General features: G+C 38.7%; 19 protein-coding genes. 15 read left to right on the forward strand and 4 right to left on the reverse strand.

Annotation, left to right across the window (positions count from 1 at the left end):
* The first annotated feature begins 298 nt into the window (after positions 1 to 298).
* From V514_RS0113085 to V514_RS0113100, 4 genes are all read left to right on the forward strand, one after another.
* A complete protein-coding gene (locus V514_RS0113085; RefSeq protein WP_029500373.1) occupies positions 299 to 1,573 on the forward strand; it encodes a GGDEF domain-containing phosphodiesterase in 1,275 nt (424 codons plus the stop codon).
* Positions 1,574 to 1,804: 231 nt separating this feature from the next.
* Complete coding sequence (locus V514_RS0113090; RefSeq protein ID WP_029500374.1) at positions 1,805 to 2,791, forward strand: glycosyltransferase family 2 protein; 987 nt, start codon at positions 1,805 to 1,807, stop codon at positions 2,789 to 2,791.
* Positions 2,792 to 2,793: 2 nt separating this feature from the next.
* Positions 2,794 to 3,174: a GtrA family protein gene (locus V514_RS0113095; protein WP_029500375.1), complete on the forward strand. Its 381-nt coding sequence runs from the start codon at positions 2,794 to 2,796 to the stop codon at positions 3,172 to 3,174.
* On the forward strand, positions 3,158 to 5,701 hold the full coding sequence (locus V514_RS0113100) for a YfhO family protein (RefSeq protein WP_029500376.1): 2,544 nt from the start codon (positions 3,158 to 3,160) through the stop codon (positions 5,699 to 5,701). Before V514_RS0113095 ends, V514_RS0113100 begins: the two co-directional genes overlap by 17 nt.
* Before the next feature lie 52 nt (positions 5,702 to 5,753).
* Here the strand turns inward: V514_RS0113100 and V514_RS0113105 are convergent, their stop codons facing one another.
* A complete protein-coding gene (locus V514_RS0113105) occupies positions 5,754 to 7,247 on the reverse strand; it encodes a succinate CoA transferase (protein WP_029500377.1) in 1,494 nt (497 codons plus the stop codon).
* A gap of 160 nt (positions 7,248 to 7,407) precedes the next feature.
* Between V514_RS0113105 and V514_RS0113110 the strand changes: the two genes are divergently transcribed.
* A complete protein-coding gene (locus tag V514_RS0113110; RefSeq protein WP_029500378.1) occupies positions 7,408 to 8,607 on the forward strand; it encodes an iron-containing alcohol dehydrogenase in 1,200 nt (399 codons plus the stop codon).
* Between the two features lie 77 nt (positions 8,608 to 8,684).
* On the opposite strand, the gene V514_RS0113115 is transcribed toward V514_RS0113110, so the two are convergent.
* Positions 8,685 to 9,653 (reverse strand): NAD(P)H-dependent flavin oxidoreductase, encoded by a 969-nt coding sequence (locus V514_RS0113115; protein ID WP_029500379.1) that lies wholly within the window; start codon positions 9,651 to 9,653, stop codon positions 8,685 to 8,687.
* A gap of 93 nt (positions 9,654 to 9,746) precedes the next feature.
* The gene (locus V514_RS0113120) at positions 9,747 to 11,243 is read right to left on the reverse strand and encodes a PucR family transcriptional regulator (protein ID WP_029500380.1); all 1,497 of its coding nucleotides are present in this window, start codon (positions 11,241 to 11,243) and stop codon (positions 9,747 to 9,749) included.
* 161 nt (positions 11,244 to 11,404) lie between these two features.
* Between V514_RS0113120 and V514_RS0113125 the strand changes: the two genes are divergently transcribed.
* From V514_RS0113125 to V514_RS0113175, 10 genes are all read left to right on the forward strand, one after another.
* On the forward strand, positions 11,405 to 11,665 hold the full coding sequence (locus V514_RS0113125) for a GlsB/YeaQ/YmgE family stress response membrane protein (RefSeq protein ID WP_029500381.1): 261 nt from the start codon (positions 11,405 to 11,407) through the stop codon (positions 11,663 to 11,665).
* A 182-nt stretch (positions 11,666 to 11,847) separates the two neighbouring features.
* Positions 11,848 to 12,825 carry a diaminopimelate dehydrogenase gene (locus tag V514_RS0113130; RefSeq protein WP_029500382.1) on the forward strand — a complete coding sequence of 326 codons (978 nt, stop codon included), beginning with the start codon at positions 11,848 to 11,850 and terminating at the stop codon, positions 12,823 to 12,825.
* A 184-nt stretch (positions 12,826 to 13,009) separates the two neighbouring features.
* A complete protein-coding gene (locus V514_RS0113135; protein WP_029500383.1) occupies positions 13,010 to 15,391 on the forward strand; it encodes a Na+/H+ antiporter subunit A in 2,382 nt (793 codons plus the stop codon).
* A complete protein-coding gene (locus V514_RS0113140) occupies positions 15,378 to 15,800 on the forward strand; it encodes a Na(+)/H(+) antiporter subunit B (RefSeq protein WP_029500384.1) in 423 nt (140 codons plus the stop codon). Before V514_RS0113135 ends, V514_RS0113140 begins: the two co-directional genes overlap by 14 nt.
* Positions 15,800 to 16,147 carry a Na(+)/H(+) antiporter subunit C gene (locus tag V514_RS0113145; RefSeq protein WP_029500385.1) on the forward strand — a complete coding sequence of 116 codons (348 nt, stop codon included), beginning with the start codon at positions 15,800 to 15,802 and terminating at the stop codon, positions 16,145 to 16,147. The genes V514_RS0113140 and V514_RS0113145 overlap by 1 nt, the downstream gene beginning before the upstream one ends.
* Positions 16,140 to 17,621 (forward strand): Na+/H+ antiporter subunit D, encoded by a 1,482-nt coding sequence (locus V514_RS0113150; protein ID WP_029500386.1) that lies wholly within the window; start codon positions 16,140 to 16,142, stop codon positions 17,619 to 17,621. Before V514_RS0113145 ends, V514_RS0113150 begins: the two co-directional genes overlap by 8 nt.
* A gap of 1 nt (position 17,622) precedes the next feature.
* A complete protein-coding gene (locus V514_RS0113155; protein ID WP_029500387.1) occupies positions 17,623 to 18,102 on the forward strand; it encodes a Na+/H+ antiporter subunit E in 480 nt (159 codons plus the stop codon).
* Entirely contained in the window at positions 18,099 to 18,395 is a 297-nt protein-coding gene (locus tag V514_RS0113160; protein WP_029500388.1) for a Na(+)/H(+) antiporter subunit F1, read from the forward strand. Before V514_RS0113155 ends, V514_RS0113160 begins: the two co-directional genes overlap by 4 nt.
* Positions 18,376 to 18,738 (forward strand): monovalent cation/H(+) antiporter subunit G, encoded by a 363-nt coding sequence (gene mnhG, locus V514_RS0113165; protein ID WP_029500389.1) that lies wholly within the window; start codon positions 18,376 to 18,378, stop codon positions 18,736 to 18,738. The genes V514_RS0113160 and mnhG overlap by 20 nt, the downstream gene beginning before the upstream one ends.
* Before the next feature lie 382 nt (positions 18,739 to 19,120).
* The gene (locus tag V514_RS0113175) at positions 19,121 to 19,372 is read left to right on the forward strand and encodes a hypothetical protein (RefSeq protein ID WP_029500390.1); all 252 of its coding nucleotides are present in this window, start codon (positions 19,121 to 19,123) and stop codon (positions 19,370 to 19,372) included.
* A gap of 73 nt (positions 19,373 to 19,445) precedes the next feature.
* On the opposite strand, the gene V514_RS0113180 is transcribed toward V514_RS0113175, so the two are convergent.
* On the reverse strand, positions 19,446 to 20,573 hold the full coding sequence (locus V514_RS0113180) for an IS4 family transposase (protein WP_029499779.1): 1,128 nt from the start codon (positions 20,571 to 20,573) through the stop codon (positions 19,446 to 19,448).
* Between the last annotated feature and the right edge of the window lie 305 nt (positions 20,574 to 20,878).

The following is a 20,878-nucleotide window of genomic DNA, read 5'->3' on the forward strand; positions in this document are numbered from 1 at the left end:
AAGAAAAACCCCTTAAAGTCCCTTTAGGCAAATGAAAAATAGTATAATTGGTAGGTGAAACGTGATTATATTTCTGATGAAACTACGAATTATCTATAAAAAATATAAATGAATAGTAAAATAATAACACAAAAAAATAAAAAATAGATATAATAAATATGTTACAGTTTTATATGAAGGTAACTTTATATAAATATAAGTTACTTTTTTCTCTTATAAAGACCGCTAGAATTATTAGTAAATGGCACTACCTAGTATTAAAGTCATGTGTTTCATGTATTGTAGGGAGGTTCAGTAAATGCATTCAAGTTATTTAGAAAAAGTAGAGAAAGAAGAGAAAAATCCGTTAGAAACGGATGAGAAATTAACTGAAATTTATCGATTTTCTCAAGAGAATAAACAGTTTGATACGTATATGATGATTGAGTTTTCTAATCTAAAAGAAATCAATGATTATTATGGGTATGAGTTAGGTAATGAATGTATAAAAAATTTCATGCAAGTTGTAACAACGATTACGGGCAATAAAGGTCAATTGTTTCGGTATGATGGCATGCGATTTTTATTATTGTCGTCACAAGCGCACTATTGTGAATTGCTTCAACAAATTTTACGAACATTTAGCGATATTGGCGTAGCTGGTAAGTGCAATATATACGAATTGAAAATAGGCGTAGCGATTTATGATATACACGCTAACAACGCACAAGAATTAATTCACTTAGCTAAAATTGCAGTTAAAAATGCGAACATAAATCATGTTAGTATGTTTGAAAGTAATATGAAAATCACGTTACATGAAAAGACAGAATTAAAAAGTAGGTTAGCGAAAGCGATTATCCAAAATGACTTAATGTTATATTATCAGCCCCAGGTGAATCTACAAACGGGAACAATCGATAGTGTAGAAGCTTTATTACGTTGGTATGATGAAGATTATGGCTTTATTTCTCCAGACAAAATATTACAGTTTGCGGAAGAGCTTGCATTAATGCCAGCACTGAATGAATGGATTTTTTTAACGGCTGCTAAACAAATTAAAGATTTTCAACAAAAAGGCCAACATTTAAAAGTTGCGGTAAACATTTCCCCTAAATATATCGATGAAAATTTCATTACATTGCTAAATGAGATCATCAAAATAACGAACATTGCACCACAGCAATTGGAAATCGAAATTACAGAAATACATAAGGCAAAAAATTTAGAACAAATGAAAGAAATATTACAAGTGATTGCAGAACGCCAAGTGTCGATTGCACTTGATGATTTTGGAACAGGTTATTCAAATATTTTTTATTTGAAAGAGTTAGGACCTATTATTACAAGTATTAAAATTGATAAGGCCTTTAGTGAAAATATTGCAGAGTGTTTAATTACGAAAGAAATTTTAAAATCAATTGTAGATTTGGCACATGTGTTAAAAATTGCAATTGTTGTAGAAGGCATTGAAACGAGTGCGCAACTACAAGAAATTTCGAAGCTTTGTGTGGATGTTGTGCAAGGCTATTATTTTTCGCCAGCAATACCAGTGGATGATTTAACGCTTGTTTTGACAAACGCCATTGAATAGTAAATATATGATGTTCCGTCATAAATGATGGAACTTTTTTTTATTTAAAACGTGATATATATAGGAATGAAAGGTAAATGATGGCAAAAATGGTAAGGTGGGATTGTGTAGGTAACGTTTATTTACTTGAAAGGAACTACAAATATTTTTATTATCGGAATTTAGAGAAAGTTTAAAAATGAGCTTTTTAGGCAAAGGTATACTAGATTCTTACTAAAGGGGGACATAATCATGTCAACGATTTCGTTTATTTTACCGGCGTTCAATGAAGAAGAGAATGTGCCGAAAATTTACGAAGCGATTTACAAAGAAGTGCAGCAAATGCCGTACGATTACGAAATCATTTACATTGATGACGGAAGTGCAGATCATACGTTAGCGAAAATTAAAGAAGTGCAAGCAAGAGATTGTCATGTGAAGTATATTTCATTTTCACGGAACTTTGGTAAGGAAGCGGCAATTTATGCGGGGTTGCAACATGCAGAAGGAGATGCTGTCATGTTAATGGACAGTGATTTACAGCATCCACCTACGCTTATACGGGATATGATAGCTGGCTACGAAGCAGGCTATCACCAAGTTATTGCTTGCCGAGATCGCCAAGGTGAAAGTGCGGTTCATCGAGGCATTACAAATTTATTTTATCGTCTAATTAATAAAATGAGCTCTGTTGAATTGGAAAATGGTGCTGGGGACTTCCGATTATTAAGTCGCAAAGCTGTCGAAGCATTGCTATCATTAAGTGAAAATAATCGTTTTTCAAAAGGTTTGTTTGAATGGATTGGTCTATCAAAGAAAAATATTTATTATAAAAATGTTGAACGTCAGCATGGGGAGACAAAATGGTCCTTTGGGATGTTATTGTCATATGCTATTGATGGTGTCTTATCATTTAATACAAAACCGCTACGAATCTGTCTATATTTAGGTATTCTATTCATGTTAGGTGGCGTAGCATATATTGCTGTCATGCTTGGTAGTATTTTTATTCAAGGTATTGAAGTACCCGGATACTTTACAACCATTTCTGCGGTGCTCATTCTTGGGGGGTTACAACTCGTTAGCCTCGGCGTTATTGGGGAGTATATTGGTCATATTTATAATGAAGTAAAACGCCGTCCTCATTATATTGTTGGCGAGGCCAATGTCAATCGCTCGTTAAAAATTGTCAATTTTGAACCGCGAAAACTTCAACTAAAACAGAAAAAGAGTAGTTAACAATGAATACACGAAATGAATATATAAAATTTATTATCGTCGGCGTTGTGAATACAGCACATTACTATGGATGGTATGTGCTGTTTTATTCGCTTATAGGATGGCCCTATTTGGTGAGTCATATTGCGGCAACGATTATTAGTATGATTGGTTCCTATTTTATGAATGTTTATTTTACGTATAGCGAGAAACCATCATGGAAATCATTTTTATTATTTCCATTGACGCAGTTAACGAATATTGTTATCCAAACGGTGTGCATCTATCTCTTTGTCGATTGGCTCCATTTATCGCCTTATTTTGCACCGATTGCAACGGTAATCATTAGCGTGCCAATTACTTTTGTTGTGACGAGGAGGATTATTCGTGTTTCAAAAACGTAAGGGCGCTGTAGTCATCGTGCTATTGAGTATGATGGTTTTTTCTATCATGGCGCATTTATTTTTTATCATTGCATGGCAACAAGGCATTGTCATGAAGGGCATCAATGATGGATTATCACAAATGCTACCATTCAAACAATTTATTTATGATAAATATACGGCAGGCGATTTTTTTTATGCTACTGATTTTGGCTTAGGTGGCGACTTTTTTAGTTCGCTAGCCTATTATTTTACAACGAACTTATTTTTCTTACCATGGGTGCTTATGACATGGCTTGCAAGTCAATTGTTCTCATTTACGCCTGATTTTGGCTATTGGGCAGCACTTGTTATTCCAATGAGCATTGTGAAGCAAACGGCGGTATGCTACGTTGCCTTTTTATTTTTACGCAAAATAACAAATATGCCAAAAGGGGCGTATGTTGGGGCAGTTTTTTACGCATTAAGCCCATTCTTTTTCCGCCATGAAATTTATTGGGATATTTTAACAGACTCGTTGTTTTGGGTACCGCTACTATTATTAGGAATTGAAAAAATTATTCGCAAGGAATCGTCATTGCTCTTTGTCGTAGCGATTGCGTTAGTGATGATTAGCAACTTTTATTTATCGTATATGACGTTACTCATTGGTGGCATTTATGCAGTAGCACGCCTGTTTTATTATTTTACCGAGCATGAGCAAACAAAAAAAGGGCAACTTTGGCGTTACATAGGTGGCGGGTTACTCGCATTTGGCATCGCTAGTATCGCATTTATTCCAGCGGCATATAGCTTTTTAAATAATGTTAGACCACCTTATAAGGATCCAATTAAACTTTTTTATATTAATGATGATATTTTAACGGACCCGCGCGTCTTATGGGTGCCGGCATTTATCTTTTTGTTATTTTTTGTAAAAGAACTTTATCAGCATCGCTTGTTCCGCTTCTTTGCGATAGTATCGATGATTGGTATTGTGGCGCATTTCATTCCTTATGTTGGCAGTATGTTTAACGGGTTTTCTGCGCCGCAACAACGTTGGGAATCCATTATTATTTTAAGTTTTGGTGCGATGTTAGCCGTTGCATTAAATAGTGCGAGTTATTGGCATTTTAAACGTTTGCCGCTTGTTGTTGCACTTTTTTTTATTGCAGGACTTTTTATTTTTAAATGGCTATCGCCAAATTATGGCGTATCAACGGGGCTTATTGTCACCACATTGATTTGGCTTGCCTTTTTCATCTTTTTCTATTATCGAAAATGGGCTTTAAAATGGCTCGCTATTAGTATTTTATTGTTTACAGTAATCGAGGCGAATATTTTTAGTGCGAGTTTAACGAAGCGTGGGGATGGTATGGCAACAGAAGATTTTATTTATTCAGAAAACTACTACACGCATGAACAGCAAAATCTTGTACGCTGGATGCAGCAACAACTTACATCTACCGACAATCGAATTGATTGGCTTGTACCAACGCGTAATAATACGCCAATGGTACAAGATTTTAAAGGAACAAGTGTTTATTCAAGCATTTTAAATGGCGATTTATTGCATTTTTATTTACGCGACTTGCAAATTGATATGGGGCGCGAAAGTGTTAGTCGTTACGGGACGCTTGGTAATCGTACGAATTTAATGGCTCTTGAACAAGTGCAATTTTACATGCGAGCAAACGATAATCAAGCGGCACCATTTGGCTATCATCTCGCAAAGGAAACCACTCATTACCGCGCGTATGAAAATACGAATTTATTGCCGGTTTTCCGTGTGGCGAATACGATTTATGATGAACAGGCGCTGAATCAAGCACCTACATTAGCAAAGGAACACGCGATGTTAAACGGAGCAATTCGTGAATCAGGCATACTGGAAGCACCAGTAGTAGCAAAAATTCCTATTCGTGACACTGTTGTAGAAGGCGGAATGTGGCAACAAGACAAGCTGATGATTGATGAAGCAACAGGGCACGTTCAACTGACACTTGATATACCGCAGCATATTAAAACACTCTACGTTCAAATGAATATAGAAGGAATTCAACATAAAACAGGTTTTACATTACAAGTCAATGACTATAAAACAACACGCAAAAAATCAAATTCTATTTATCGAACAGGCTTTAACGATGTAACGATTGCTATTGATGCGAGCTCAAAAGTGAGAATGACGCTGCCAAAAGGACATTATCAGATAAAGAATTTGGCGATTTATGGGGAAGATTATACGGCGTTGGATCAAGCATTGCACCGTACAAATACAGCAAATATGAGTTGGGATAACGGGAAAGCGTTTGGCGATGTGACCGCAGAGCAAGGGGATGTGCTCGTGACATCGATTCCATATGATAAAGGGTGGCGTGCCAAAATCAATGGCAAAAAAGTAGCGGTTGAAAAAATGAACTATGCTTTTGTCGGGATTCCTTTAAAACAAGGAAAACAGACTGTCGAATTAACGTATTATCCACCATATTGGCCATATGTTGTGTGGCTATCGCTCATGTCTTTAATTGTACTCATTGCGATACGAATCTATCGTAAAAAACATTAATTTAACCATAAGAAAAGCCGGAATTGCGATGCGATTCCGGCTTTTTATCAGTTTATTGCTTCATTGTTTTGTTTGTAGCTAGGCGAGTATGCCATGATAATGCTTCTTCTAATAGATGAGGTGTGTGGGCATTGCCTGTTTTTTCAACGGCACGATCATAATAATTTTGTAGTTGTGCTTTGTATTCTGGATGTGCACAATGTTCGAGAATTTGCTGTGCACGCTCTTTTGGCGCTAAACCACGTAAATCTGCAATACCTTGTTCTGTTACGATAACATCAACGTCATGCTCAGTATGGTCAACGTGTGACACCATTGGTACAATCGATGAAATCGCGCCACCTTTTGCATACGATTTTGTTACGAAGATGCCGAGACGAGCATTACGTGCAAAGTCACCAGAGCCACCGATACCGTTCATCATTTTGACGCCCGATACGTGTGTGGAATTGACATTACCATAAATATCTACTTCAAGTGCAGTATTGACCGAAATCAATCCTAAACGGCGAATGATTTCTGGGTGATTCGAGATTTCTTGAGGTCGTAATACGAGTTTTTCTTTATAACGATCCAAGTTGCCATAAACGTTGTCACCACATTCTTTACTTAACGTAATCGATGTGGCAGATGCAAAGCGAACTTTACCTGCATCAATCAACTCAAATACTGCATCTTGTAATACTTCAGAATATACTTCTAAATCGTGGAATTCAGAGTTTAAGAACCCATTTAAGACGGCATTGGCAACAGAGCCGACACCAGATTGGAGTGGTGCTAAGCGTTCTGTTAGGCGTCCAGCTTTAATTTCATCACGCAAGAAGTTTAATAAATGTTCGGCAATTTGGGCTGTTTCTTCATCAGGTTGTACGATGAGTGATGGTGCATCTGTCGTTTCAGAAATGACAATTCCTTTAATTTTAGCAGGATCAACGGGAATCGCTGTTGTCCCAAGACGCTGTTCGATATGCGTCATTGGGATGGGGTCGCGATGGCCTTGGTCACCAGGAATATAAATATCGTGCAAGCCTTCTAAATCAACTGGATGTGCAACATTGAGCTCAACGATAATATTTTGTGCATACTGTGCTAAAATTGCGGAGTTCCCAACAGAAGTTGTTGGTACGATATGCCCTTCTTCAGTAATAGCAACAGCTTCAACAATTAAATAATCAATTGGTCCAACAATTCCTGTACGAACTAATTCTGCATTTTGAGATAAATGCGCGTCCATGTAGAGGACGTCCCCTGTGTTGATGAGATTACGAATTACTCGGTCCCCTTGATATGGTGCACGTTTGCGTATAATGCCAGCCGCCGCCATTTTTTCATCGACTTCTGGGCCAAGTGATGCACCGGTAAATACATCAATTTGGAAATTTTCATTTTTTGCGCGTTCAACAAGTGCAAGTGGCACAATTTTGGCATCTCCAGCACGTGTAAAGCCACTCATCCCCACGAGTGAACCATCATTAATCCATGATGCTGCCTCTTCTGCTGAGACAACCTTATCTTGTAATGCGGCATAGCGAATACGATTTTCCATCTGCAACTTCCCCTTCCAATCACAAAGATTCATCCCTAGGCGGCCCAATCGCAATTGAATAACTTAATATCTATATCATACATGAAAATGCGCATTTATGTGTGAAATTTTGTCTTATATGTATTAAAATTAAAGGAAAAATGTTAGGGGATGATAGCCTATGTTACATAAAGTGTATTGTCGTACATTTCAACAAGGCTTTAAAGTTGTTTCAAAAGCGATGACTTACCGGGAACCGGAACGCTTAGAAGGGATTAATTGCTTAGAAGATTTACCGACTCGCATAAAGCAACAGGCGCAGCGTGTGCTTGTAGTAACAGACAAAGGTCTACGAGCATCAGGTCTGGCAGAACCTTTTTTAGAACAGCTAGCTCAAGCAGAGATTGCTGTTACAGTATATGATGGTACGGTTCCAAATCCGACGATTGAAAATATTGAACAGGCCTATCGTCTTTATAAAGCGAATCTGTGTGAAGGCATCGTTGCATTTGGTGGCGGCTCACCGATGGATTGTGCAAAAGGTGTAGCAGCACGCGTCGCTCGCCCAAATAAAACGATTCCACAAATGAAAGGACTATTAAAAATACGCAAAGAAATGCCACCTTTTTTTGCGATTCCAACGACAGCGGGTACAGGAAGTGAAGCGACTGTTGCGGCAGTTATTTCAGATAGTAATACGCATGAGAAATATGCCTTAATGGACCCGGTTTTAGTGCCACATGTTGCGGTACTTGATCCACTGCTAACAGTTAAATTACCATCATTTATTACGGCTACTACTGGAATGGATGCTTTAACACATGCAGTAGAAGCGTATATTGGTAAAAGTAATACGTCGGCAACGATTCAAGCGAGTGAAGAAGCGGTACAGCTCATTTTTTCGAATTTATATGAAAGCTATTTACACCCAGAAAATCTAACAGCGCGTGCAAATATGCAGCGCGCTTCATACATTGCGGGATTCTCTTTTACGCGCGCTTTTGTTGGCAATGTTCATGCAATTGCGCATACGCTTGGCGGATTTTATGGTATTCCACACGGCCTAGCCAATGCAGTATTGTTGCCACATCTGTTAACTTTTTACGGTGAAGCAGTTCATGTACCATTAGCACGATTAGCAACGCTTGTACACATTGGAGAGGAACATGACAGTGACGCCTTACGCGCTCAAAAATTTATTGTGGCTATCCAACAATTAAACGAAAAAATGAATATTCCAACTAACTTAACAGGTATTCAAAATAACGATATTCCTAAAATGGTGAAGCGCGCCCTTGCAGAAGCGAATCCTTTATACCCTGTTCCAAAAATTATGAATGACAATGAAATGCATTATATTTACCAATCGATAAAAGCATAACAGTATTAGTAATACATGCGTTTGAACATGCTAAAAAGGAGAAATCACAAACACGTGATTTCTCCTTTTTTACTATGTTATTGACGAATCAAGCTAGCTGTTTTTATAGCTAATTGTTGTTGTGCGGCAATATATTCTTTGTACAATTGCTCGACATAGGCATGGACAGGTTGAATTTCTTTAACTGCTCCAATGCCTTGACCACTGCCCCAAATATCTTTCCAAGCCTTGACGCCGCTATCGCCACCAAAGCTCATTTTTGATGGGTCACTTTCAGCTAAATTATTCGGATCTAAGCCGGCAGTTTCAATGGAAGGTTTTAAATAATTGCCATGTACACCGGTAAAGAGATTGCTATAGACAATATCATCTGCCTTACTATCAACAATCATTTGCTTATACGCTTCAACAGCATTCGCTTCTTCTGTCGCAATAAACGGTGAACCAATATACGCAAAGTCGGCGCCCATTGCTTGCGCAGCTAAAATGGATTGACCTGTCGCAATTGAGCCAGATAGTGCCAACGGGCCGTCAAACCACTCGCGAATTTCTTGAACAAGCGCGAATGGACTCAATGAACCAGCATGACCTCCTGCGCCAGCCGCAACGGCGATTAAGCCGTCAGCCCCTTTTTCAATCGCCTTTTTCGCAAATGTATTGTTAATGACATCGTGGAAGCAGAGGCCGCCATAGCTATGTGCTGCATCAAATACTTCTTTGCGCGCGCCAAGCGATGAAATAATAATCGGCACTTTATATTTGACGCATAGCTCCATGTCATGCTCTAAACGATCATTTGTATGATGGACAATTTGATTAATCGCAAAGGGTGCTGCCGGGTTTTCTGGATTTTGTGCATTGTAGCGTGCTAGTTCCTCGGTGATTTCAGCAAGCCATTCGTCTAGTAATTCTTTTGGGCGAGCATTGAGTGCAGGCATCGAGCCGACAATCCCTGCTTTACATTGTTCAATCACTAACTTTGGTGTGCTAATAATAAACATTGGTGAACCAAATACAGGTAAACGTAAATTTGAAATTGTTGTCATACGAACCGCCTCCATTTTTTAGATACTTCTACTATACTGTATTTTTTTTACAGAAAACATCTACAAACTGTAGGAATGAACAATCATGAAATACTACAATTTGTGGAGTTCTTTTAATTTCAACGCTAATTGTAGTGTGAAGCGCGTTTCATTGTGTTGTAGAGAGCATTGTAGCAACGTCTCGATTTTTTCAACGCGGTACAGTAGCGTGCTGCGATGAATAAATAATGCTTGTGCCGTTTCAGAAGCATTACCATTATGTGCTAAATAGCTTTTTAGCGTTTCTAGTAGCAGCGTATTTAATGGACCAAGCTGCTCATCCACAAAATGCTCATAATGTGTGATTTCTTGTAATAATGGAATTACCCCTAATTGGGCATAATCGACAGCCGCATGTTCAATAAAGGGTATGGCGTGCTTTAGCTTCAACAATTCTACCCGTACATTTTGTAGTTTGTGAAGCGGCCGACTAGAGAGCATTTTTGTAGGTGCATGTTGCGCAATTAGTTTATAAAGTGCTTGAGCATAGTCGGGCTCTTTAAATAATAAGACAACTTGCTCGCCATAGTGAATGGTCGTTAAATGTTGTTCAAATGATGTGGCTTTTTCAAGTACATTTGTCGTAGTGTCGACAACTGCGATATAAAAAGGCGGTGTCAAATCAATGTTTAATAAATTGGCTTGTGTACGAACCATTTGCTCATTTACAAGGGACTGCAGCAATAAATCGAGTAATTGCTCTTTTTTCTTTTCATATGCTTCAAAGGCTATTTTTTGCTTCATAAATTGGATAGCATAAATATTTTTAGCGACTTCAATTGATAATTGAACATAATGCGTTGGCGGGGATTGATGTAATAAGGCGAGATAACCAAATACCTCCTGACCTACATGGATTGGATGTTGTTCTGTCAATGCATCATAGGACTGCGCATCCTCTAGCCAAGCTTCTGATAAGATATGATGGAAGCGGTCAAAAAGCACAACGGAATTGTGAAGCAATGTACTGATTTTTGCGGTTAAACCATCGAAAGCGTCCCCAATTAACGTTTCATGAAGCAATAGCTGCTGGTAACGTAATAGCTGTTCAAGCTGTTGTTTATCATTTTTTTCGTGCTGATAAAGCATGGATACACCGACATCTTTGCCGAATTCATTAAAAACGTCACCCATATCTGGAATGAGCTCTATTGGCGTTAAATAACCGATTAAACAAAAACCAAAGCGTGTGTCATCTATTTTGAAAGGCACCGTAAACCATGAACGAATATTTGTATTTTTCATTAGCTGAAATAAGGAACATTCCTTGATGTTGTGTAAATGAGTTACGACTTCTTTTGTGAGAAGCGGTGCGCAATCAGCAATTGTTAACGGAAAAGTAGTTGAAATAGGATGTGGCTCACCACTCCACGATTTTAGAACGTATTGGTTATTGTCAGCCATTGCGATTGCCGAAAAATCAATCGGCAATTCTTTACGGCAGGCATCCGCTATGTATTGGAAAGCTTCATCTGGTGGAAGATGAATGAGCTGACGAGAGGCATCACGTAGCTGTTTTGCGACACGTTCGACAAGTTTTTGTGTTTGCATCGGAAGCACCCCTTTTTAGATAGTATAGCTAGATTTATGATTAATTGCGAAAAAAGGGTTGTGAATTGTGTTAGAAAGCTATTGAACGGGGAATAGAAAAGAGAAGACTACTAAAGTGTAATCTAAATGTAGGGAAAAAATGAGTGAAAGGAGATGCTATAATGTTAAGCTTTCTTTGGTATATTATTATCGGCGGTATTTTAGGATGGCTCGGAGGACTTATTATGGGTAAAGATATTCCAGGCGGAGTAATTGGAAACATTATTGCTGGGATTATTGGCGCCTGGATTGGAGGCTCGCTATTAGGTCACTGGGGTCCGAAAATTAGTGACTTCTATATTTTACCGACGTTACTAGGCACCATTTTATTAATTTTAATTGTTGGCTTTATTATGCGTATAATGGGTAAAGCAAGTGCCTAATATAATGAAATAACTAGCAAGTGAAAAGCGCATCACTATGCGCTTTTCGCTTTTTCTTCGTGTTATTTTAGCAGATAGCAAGTTTTTTATACAAATCTCGCTCGAATTCATCATAATAATTGGAATTTTTTAAATTTAATGTACAATTTATTTAACAACGAATACTTAGGAGGATTTATTTTATGACTATAAAAATGGGTATTGTCGGGTACGGAAATCTAGGACGCGGTGTTGAAGGCGCCATTGCACAAAATACAGATATGGAGTTAGTAGCGGTATTTACACGCCGTGATCCAGCAACATTAGCAATCGCGGGAGACGCGGCGGTACATCATGTAGATGATGTCGAACAATTTATTGGAAAAATCGATGTGATGATTTTATGCGGTGGCTCAGCAACAGATTTACCAGAACAAGTACCGCACTTTGCTAAATGGTTTAACACAATTGATAGCTTTGATACACACGCAAAAATTCCGGAATTTTTCGCTAGCGTTGATGCAGTTAATACAACATCAGATACGGTATCAATTATTTCGGTTGGCTGGGACCCTGGTTTATTCTCATTAAATCGCGCGCTAGGTGAAGCAGTACTACCACAAGGAGATACATATACATTTTGGGGCGACGGTCTAAGCCAAGGCCACTCAGATGCGGTTCGCCGTATTGCAGGTGTTGCAAAAGCCGTACAATATACGTTACCAGTGCCGGCTGCTGTAGAACGCGTGCGTAACGGTGAGGCACCAGAGCTGTCAACACGTGAAAAACATACACGCGTATGCTACGTTGTTGCTGCAGAAGGTGCTGACACAGCAACAATCGAGCAAGAAATTGTAACAATGCCAAATTACTTCTCAGATTACGATACAACGGTAAACTTCATTTCAGCTGATGAATTTGCGAAAGATCATACAGGAATGCCACATGGCGGTTTTGTTATTCGTAGTGGTCAATCAAAAGAAGGTCATAAACAAATTGTTGAATTTAATTTGAAATTAGAAAGCAATCCTTATTTCACATCAAGCGTTTTAGTAGCATATGCGCGTGCTGCTTACCGTTTAGCAGAAAAAGGACAATTTGGTGCAAAATCAGTATTAGATATTCCAGTTAGTGCGATTTCACCAAAATCGGGCGCTGAGTTACGTAAAGAATTACTGTAAAAAGATGATAGGTTGCATTTTCGTAAAAATGCATGCTATACTAGAAAAAATTAAAAGTTCGTTTTAGGAGGAGTCTGTCACAGAAGGGAATCTATGCCCTTTTGTGGCAGGCTTCTTTTTTGCGTCCATTTTATATTTTGTTAAAAAAGGGTATTTATAGAAAAAAGAAAAAGGAGGCGTTCATATGCAGTTATGGATGATTTTTTTACCGGTGTTAGCAGCGTTATTCATGCCACTACTTTTTAAGAAAATCAAACTACATACAGGTTGGTTCGTATTCATTGTGCCAGTTGTACTTGTGAGCTATTATGTGTCAAAAATTGGCGAGCGAGCAAGTTATGCATCGTGGACTTGGGTTGCAGATTTGCAACTTAAAATTGATTCATCACTTGATGGATTAGGATTGTTATTTTCAATTCTTATTTCAGGTATTGGCGCATTAGTCGTACTCTATTCCATTTTTTATTTAGACAAAACGAAGGAGCAATTACATAATTTTTATATTTATTTATTGCTCTTTATGACGGCGATGCTTGGCGTTGTACAATCGGACAACGTCATTAGTCTCTATTTATTTTGGGAGTTAACATCGATTTCTTCGTTCTTATTAATTGGTTATTGGTTTACGCGCGATGGCTCACGCTTTGGCGCATTGAAATCAATGATGATTACCGTATTTGGTGGTTTACTGATGCTTGGTGGTTTTTTAATCCTCGCAAATATTACCGGTACGCTATCAATTTCCGAAATGATGCTCCAAACAAGCGTCATTCAAGAAAGTCCATATTTCACATTAGCGGCTGTTCTTGTTTTACTCGGTGCATTAACGAAGTCTGCACAGTTTCCATTTTACATTTGGTTACCCGATGCGATGGAAGCACCAACACCGGTTAGTGCGTATTTACACTCTGCAACAATGGTTAAAGCAGGAATTTATTTAGTTGCCCGCTTCACACCTATTTTTGCATACAATACGACGTGGATTTGGTTGATTGTCGTATTAGGGCTTATTACGTTGTTCTGGGGTTCGTTCTTTGCTACAAAGCAGCGCGATTTGAAAGGTATTTTGGCGTTCTCTACGGTGAGTCAGCTTGGGATGATTATGTCGATGCTCGGCGTTGCAGCGATGAGTTATCATGTTGAAGATGGCGTAGAAAACGTCTTTAAATTTGCTGGTTTTGCGGCGCTATTTCATTTAATTAATCACTCGACCTTTAAAGGTGCACTGTTTATGATTGCCGGCATTATTGATCATGAAACAGGCACGCGCGATATTCGCAAACTAGGCGGTTTAATGTCTATAATGCCGATTAGCTTTACGGTCGCAATGATTGGGAGCTTATCGATGGCGGGTTTACCACCATTTAATGGTTTCCTCTCAAAAGAGTTATTTTTCACAACGATGTTAAATGCGCAAGACTTTTCATTCGCATCCATCGCTACTTTAATTCCAGTGGCTGCATGGATAGCGAGTATCTTTACATTTGTGTATTGCTTATACTTCGTGACAGGTATTTTCTTTGGAAAACAACAAGAATTACCGAAAAAACCACACGAAGCACCAATTGGTATGTTAATTTCGCCAATTATTTTAGCGTCATTTGTCGTCATTATGTTCTTCATTCCAAATGTTATTACAGATGCGCTTATTAAACCAGCTGTGCTTGCGATTCAACCGAATTTATTCGTTGCTGTAAGCGATGTCGATATTCATCTTCAAGCGTGGCATGGATTTGTGCCAGAATTGTGGATGACGCTTGGGGTCATTGCAGTTGGCTTTGCGCTATTTATGACTGTCAAGCATTGGCGTAAAATTTATACGATTGTTCCAGAATGGTTCTCATTAAATCAATTGTATCGCCGTATGATGCGTCTTGCCGATGAGGATATGACAAAGTTGTCGAAGCTATATATGACCGGTTCTATTCGTATGTACTTTATTTATATGTTTGCGGCCATTGTTGTCATTGTATTATCAACGTTATTTATAAAAGATGGTTATGCCTTTAGTACGGACAATGTTAGTAAGATTGGGCCGTTTGATATTGCGCTTGTCGTCGTGCTCGTTGTCGGTACATTTACGGTACTATTTGCGCGAACCCGCTTAACAGCGATTATTGCGCTTGGCGTCGTGGGCTATTCAGTGGCGATGTTCTTCGTCTTATTCAATGCACCTGACTTAGCATTGACACAATTGTCGATTGAAACGGTATCGGTAGCACTATTTTTATTAGCGTTCTATCATTTGCCGAAGCTCAGTCGTCATGAAGCCCGTTTACCATTTAAACTTGGTAACTTTGTTATTGCCGCTGCAGTAGGTGTCATGGTGACATTGATGGCGCTTGCTGCACATTCACAAAAGTTACTACCATCCATTAGTGAATATTATAAAGAAACCGTTTATAAAGAAGCGGGCGGCGGAAATATCGTCAATGTTATTTTAGTCGATTATCGTGGCTTTGATACATTGTTTGAAATTACCGTATTAGCGCTTGCAGGTATGGCGATTTTCGGCATGATTAAATTACGCCGTAAGAAAGGGGAACACCACAATGAAACTAAATAATGTCATTATGCGCACGATGACGCAAATGGTATTCTTTATTATTTTCCTTTTCTCGATCCACATATTTTTAGCGGGGCATTTTGCGCCAGGTGGTGGTTTTGTCGGCGGGTTATTAATGTCATGCGCTATCGTGCTCTTACTCATTACCTTTGATTTGAAAACCGTACAAAATTTATTGCCGATTAATTATATGGTCTTAACAGCGAGTGGCCTAGCATTAGCATTGCTGACAGCTTGTATTTCAGCATTTGCTGGCGAGGCATTTTTCACACATTACTTTGATTACTTTACATTGCCGCTATTAGGCAAGACAGAGCTGCATACGGCGATGTTGTTTGATACCGGTGTGTACCTAGTTGTTGTCGGTGTGACGATGATTATTATTCAATCGATTGGAGGCGACGAATAATGGAAATATTAATGGCCTTTGTTATTGGCTTTTTATTCTTCGCAGCCATTTACTTAATTTTATCGAAAAGTTTATTGCGCATCATTATTGGGACAGGGCTGCTGAGTCATGGTGCACATATGCTTATTTTGACGATGGGCGGCCTCGGTAGTGATGCTCCACCTGTTTTAGCAGATGGCGTGTCAAATAGCAGCATGGCAGATCCATTACCACAAGCGCTTATTTTAACAGCGATTGTGATTAGCTTTGGTGTGACGGCATTTTTCCTTGTGCTCGCATACCGTGCATATCAAGAATTAAAAACAGATAATATTGATGAAATGAGAGGGGAAGAGCACGATGAATAGTCCATTATTACCGATTATTATTCCATTCGCTTTTGCGATTCTCCTAATGTTTGCGCCAAAACAACTGATGTTTCAGCGTATTGGGGCAATGATTGGTGCCATCTTAACCGTTGGCGCTAGTGTATGGTTATTACAAAAAGTAGCAACCGATGGCATTCAAGTGGTGACATTTGGTAGCTGGCCTGTACCATACGGGATTACGATGGTCTCTGATATGGTGTCGATTTTATTTGTGTTAACATCATCGATTATTACACTCTTTGCGATTTGGTATAGTTACCGCACGATTGGTGTTGGCCGTGAGCAGTTTTTCTACTACCCAGGTATTTTACTCATGTTAGTAGGGGTCAACGGTGCATTTACAACAGGTGATATTTTCAACTTGTTCGTCTTCTTTGAAGTGTTGTTAATGGCTTCGTATTTACTGAGCGTTCTTGGCGGCGAAAAAATTCAATTCCGCGAATCGATTAAATACATTTTAGTGAACGTTGTATCATCGGCATTCTTTGTTATTACCGTTGCGATGCTTTATTCAGTAGTCGGAACCTTAAATATGGCGGACATCGCACAGAAAGTAAGTGAAGTGAATCAGCCAGGTATTTTAACGGCCATCGCGATTATGTTATTAGTCGTCTTTGGCTTAAAGGCAGCGATTTTCCCGCTGTTCTTCTGGCTTCCAAGCTCATATAGTGGGCCGCCGCTTCCTGTACTTGCGTTATTCGGCGCGCTCCTAACAAAAGTAGGTGTGTATGCGATTATGCGTACATTTACATTATTCTTTGTTGGCGATATTGCCTTTACACATACGTTATTGCTTTATTTAAGCGTTGCGACAATTGTCGTAGGCTGTATTGGGGCGCTCGCTGTTTGGGACGTTAAAAAGATTATTATTTACAATATTGTCATTGCAGTTGGTGTTATTTTATACGGCATCGCGACATACAATGACACCGGCTTACTCGGCTCTATGTTTTACGTTGTTCATGATATGTTAATTAAGGCAGCGCTATTCTTCTTAGTAGGCATTATCATTTACATTACAGGTCAAACGAATTTGAAAAAAATGGGTGGCCTGATGAAGCACTATCCGAGTCTTGGCTGGCTGTATTTAATTGCCGCGTTTAGTCTTGCAGGCATTCCACCATTAAGTGGCTTTATCGGCAAGATGTTGCTTGTAAAAGGTGGTTTTGAAGCGGAGCAAACGGCTTCAAGTATTTGGATTTTATTATCAAGCTTAATTGTCCTATTATCAGTTATTCGTATTTTTGTCTATGCCTTCTGGGGCAAAGAAAAAGAAACGACACCGATTAATCGCTCGGTTTATTGGCAGTTGTGGATCCCAACAGCGTTACTTGTGGCGCTAACGATTGTTTATGGCGTTGGTGCAGATGCGGTTATGCCATATATGGCAAAAGCTGCTGAAACGCTTGCGAATCCACAAATTTACATCGATGCCGTGAAGGGAGGACAATAGTATGGCGGTACAAATATTATTAAATGTCTTTTTAGCACTGGTATGGATGTTTTTATCGAATACATTTAGTGGTACAGGGTTTATCATTGGTTATTTATTAGGGCTTCTTATGTTGTATATGATGCGTCATATGTTTAAAAGTCGCTTTTATTTACATCGTGTATGGGCGGTCATCAAGCTATTCTTCCTATTCTTAAAAGAGCTGTGGAACGCTAATGTGGACGTTGTAAAGCATGCGATGAAGCCGCATATTACAATGTCACCAGCATTTTTTGCATATCCGACTGAACTCACAGCCGATTGGGAAATTACGTTGTTATCCAATTTGATTACATTAACGCCGGGTACGATTGTAGTTCATGTCTCAGATGATGGCAAAACATTGTATATCCATGCAATTGATTTAGAAGATGTTGATGAAGCGATTGATTCCATTAAAAATTCATTCGAAAAAGCGATTGTGGAGGTGACGCGCACATGATGACCTTTATTCAAATTATTGTCGTCATTTGCATCATAGCAGTTGGGCTGGCCATGCTCGGTATCGTTTACCGTCTTGTGAAAGGTCCAACAGCACCGGACCGCGTTATTGCACTCGATGCAATCGGCGTTGCCATTATTGCACTTGTCGGGCTATTTTCAATTTTTGTTGAGACAAGTTTTTACATTGAGATTATTTTACTACTCGCGATTTTATCGTTTATTGGGACGATTGCCTTTGCGAAATTCCTAGAGAAAGGGGAGATTATTGACCGTGACAATTCTAATCAATAGCGTCATCGTAATCTCTCTGTTACTAGGGACCTTTTTCATTATTATGACGGCCGTTGGGCTCATGCGATTTCCCGATGCTTATACGCGTGCCCATGCCGCTTCTAAAAGTGCGACACTCGGTGTACTATTTATTTTAATCGGCGTCTTTATTTATTTTTGGCAAGTCGAAGGCACGTACAATTCACGCATCATTTTAGGGATTCTTTTTATTTTTATTACCGGACCGATTGGTGGGCATATTATGGCACGTGCTGCGTATTTCTCAGGTGTCAAACCGACCGAACGTACGGTACGTGATGATTTAAAAGAAGAATATGAACGCAAAAAGCAACAAATGAAATAATTTAAAAACAGCAGTCGCTTGAACGGCGATTGCTGTTTTTTTGTTTTTTCGTGTTATGAAACGGGAAAAAGAATAATGTTGTATTAAAAATGGTTAAATGTTGCCGTATCCCCATCGGTCGATTTGACAAGTTTTCCAGTTTTTAATGTCTTTGCCGACACCGTTTAAGTGTGTTCAAATGCTAGCGTTGCACTAAACGTCAGCGAAATCCCGACAAAGCTTGCTGCTACAAGCTTTGACCATTTTTGCAATTGCATATCATAACCCCACTTTTTTAACAGAAAAATAATAGTGTACAAAAATTTCTTACGCATAGCGATAGTATTTTAAATTACTATAACTCGTCAGTCTATATAATAAAAAGGAAAGAGGATGTCTAACAATGGAAGCATTCGGTTTATTAGGATTTATTTTTGGGATTGTTGCATTTTTACAAGTGGCCATGTTAAAAGAAAAAGTAAGCAAGCTTGAAAAACGTCTAGGTAGCCAGCCAATAACATTATCAGAGGATGCCATCAAACATGTGAAAAAGTTATTAGCAGCGGAACAACAGATCAAAGCAATCAAATATGTCCGCGAACAAACCAATGCTTCATTAGTAGAAGCAAAACAGTATGTAGATTCTTTAGAGTAGCATTTCGTGTTGTTGCGATGACAAAGTACAGGAACTAGTTCAAAAATCGAACACACGTGTTGATTAACCAAAATCACCCAATATCTAGTTGATAAAGTTCACGGTGGCATTCGACTATTTCCTTCAATCCAATTCGCCATTCAATCGGCAGGGTATCACAAAGAAGCTGGCGTGTGAAACCAGCGAAAGACAGGCGTTTACAGTGCTTTTTCTTGTGTCCTTCCGTTTGTAAAAATTTCAATAATACGTAGGCAATTAACGCCGCAAATAGTTGGCTATACACCGCATTTTCAGTCGTGCCAAATAAAACAGGCACATTTAAGTTCTGTTTGATCCAACGAAAGAACGATTCAATTGCCCAGCGCTCTTTATACATGCCAGCGATTTCTTCTGCTGTTACATCGCGAAGATTTGTCACAACACGCACAACATCTCCTTCGTAATCTGTAAATTCTACGATACGATGGCGTGCGACGGTTTGTTTTTGCGTTGTACCAAGGATACATGTAAAATCAGCGACTACATTGGAACCTGCGACAGGGGCTCTTTTTAACGATTTCTTTCGACTTACATGAATATTTTCCTTCAAACGAATGACGAAATCTTGTCCGGTTTGCGCGTAACGATCGACCTTATCCATTGAAAAATAAGCACGATCTGCCACGAGAATAAAACGCTTGTCCTCTAAGCTCACGCCAATCGGACCATCATGTTTTAAGCCCGTTGTTTCCACGACTTTCAAGGGCATCTCAGTCGTATTTGTGAAGCTAACGTGCAACTTGATGCCTGAGCGCTCACCATGATATAAAGCCCATGGTAAACGCGTTTTTCCAACGGTAATCGTTGTCGAATCAATCGCTAGTAAGTCTTTTTTAAGCTTTAATTTTCGTCGTGTCGCTCGGTTTAAACGTCTAACAATGACGTCAAAAATACGCTTCACAATATGGTGATTCAGCTCGCCTAAGCGTTTCGAAAGCGTAGAATAATCCACAGATTTCAAACCCTGTGCTGAAGCCACATCCGCTGCGTGACGTAAACGTTTCCATTCGAAAGCCGCTGCACCAACTAAATAAGCTAAAAGTGTAGGTACATCGCATTTACGAGCTGTATCTTCAAAACCATATTCAACAAGAATTTCGTTGATTTCTTCCTGTGAAATAAAGTTTTGAAGTAACATGAAAATCGTGGTATTCTTAGCCATGAGAGATTCCTCCTCGTAAATGTTGGTGTGGTAACTTACATTTTACATGGAATCTCTCTTTTTTATTGCATTTTATTGGTAAAAATTAGTTAATCAACAGACGTGAAAATCGAATTCTGTTCAGTTTGTGCAATTGTGTAGTAATAATTTGGTTTATTTATCATAAAAATCATAACCCTTTCAATCAAAGTATCGTTGCTTCAATTTGTCTAATTTAAAAAATAAAATACTATACAAAGAAGATAGATTTTCAGAAAAAAGAATACTGTGTTATATGATTTTTTAACTAAAAAATTTTTTTGATG

The organism is Kurthia huakuii LAM0618, from assembly GCF_000505545.1.
GTDB lineage: Bacteria > Bacillota > Bacilli > Bacillales_A > Planococcaceae > Kurthia > Kurthia huakuii.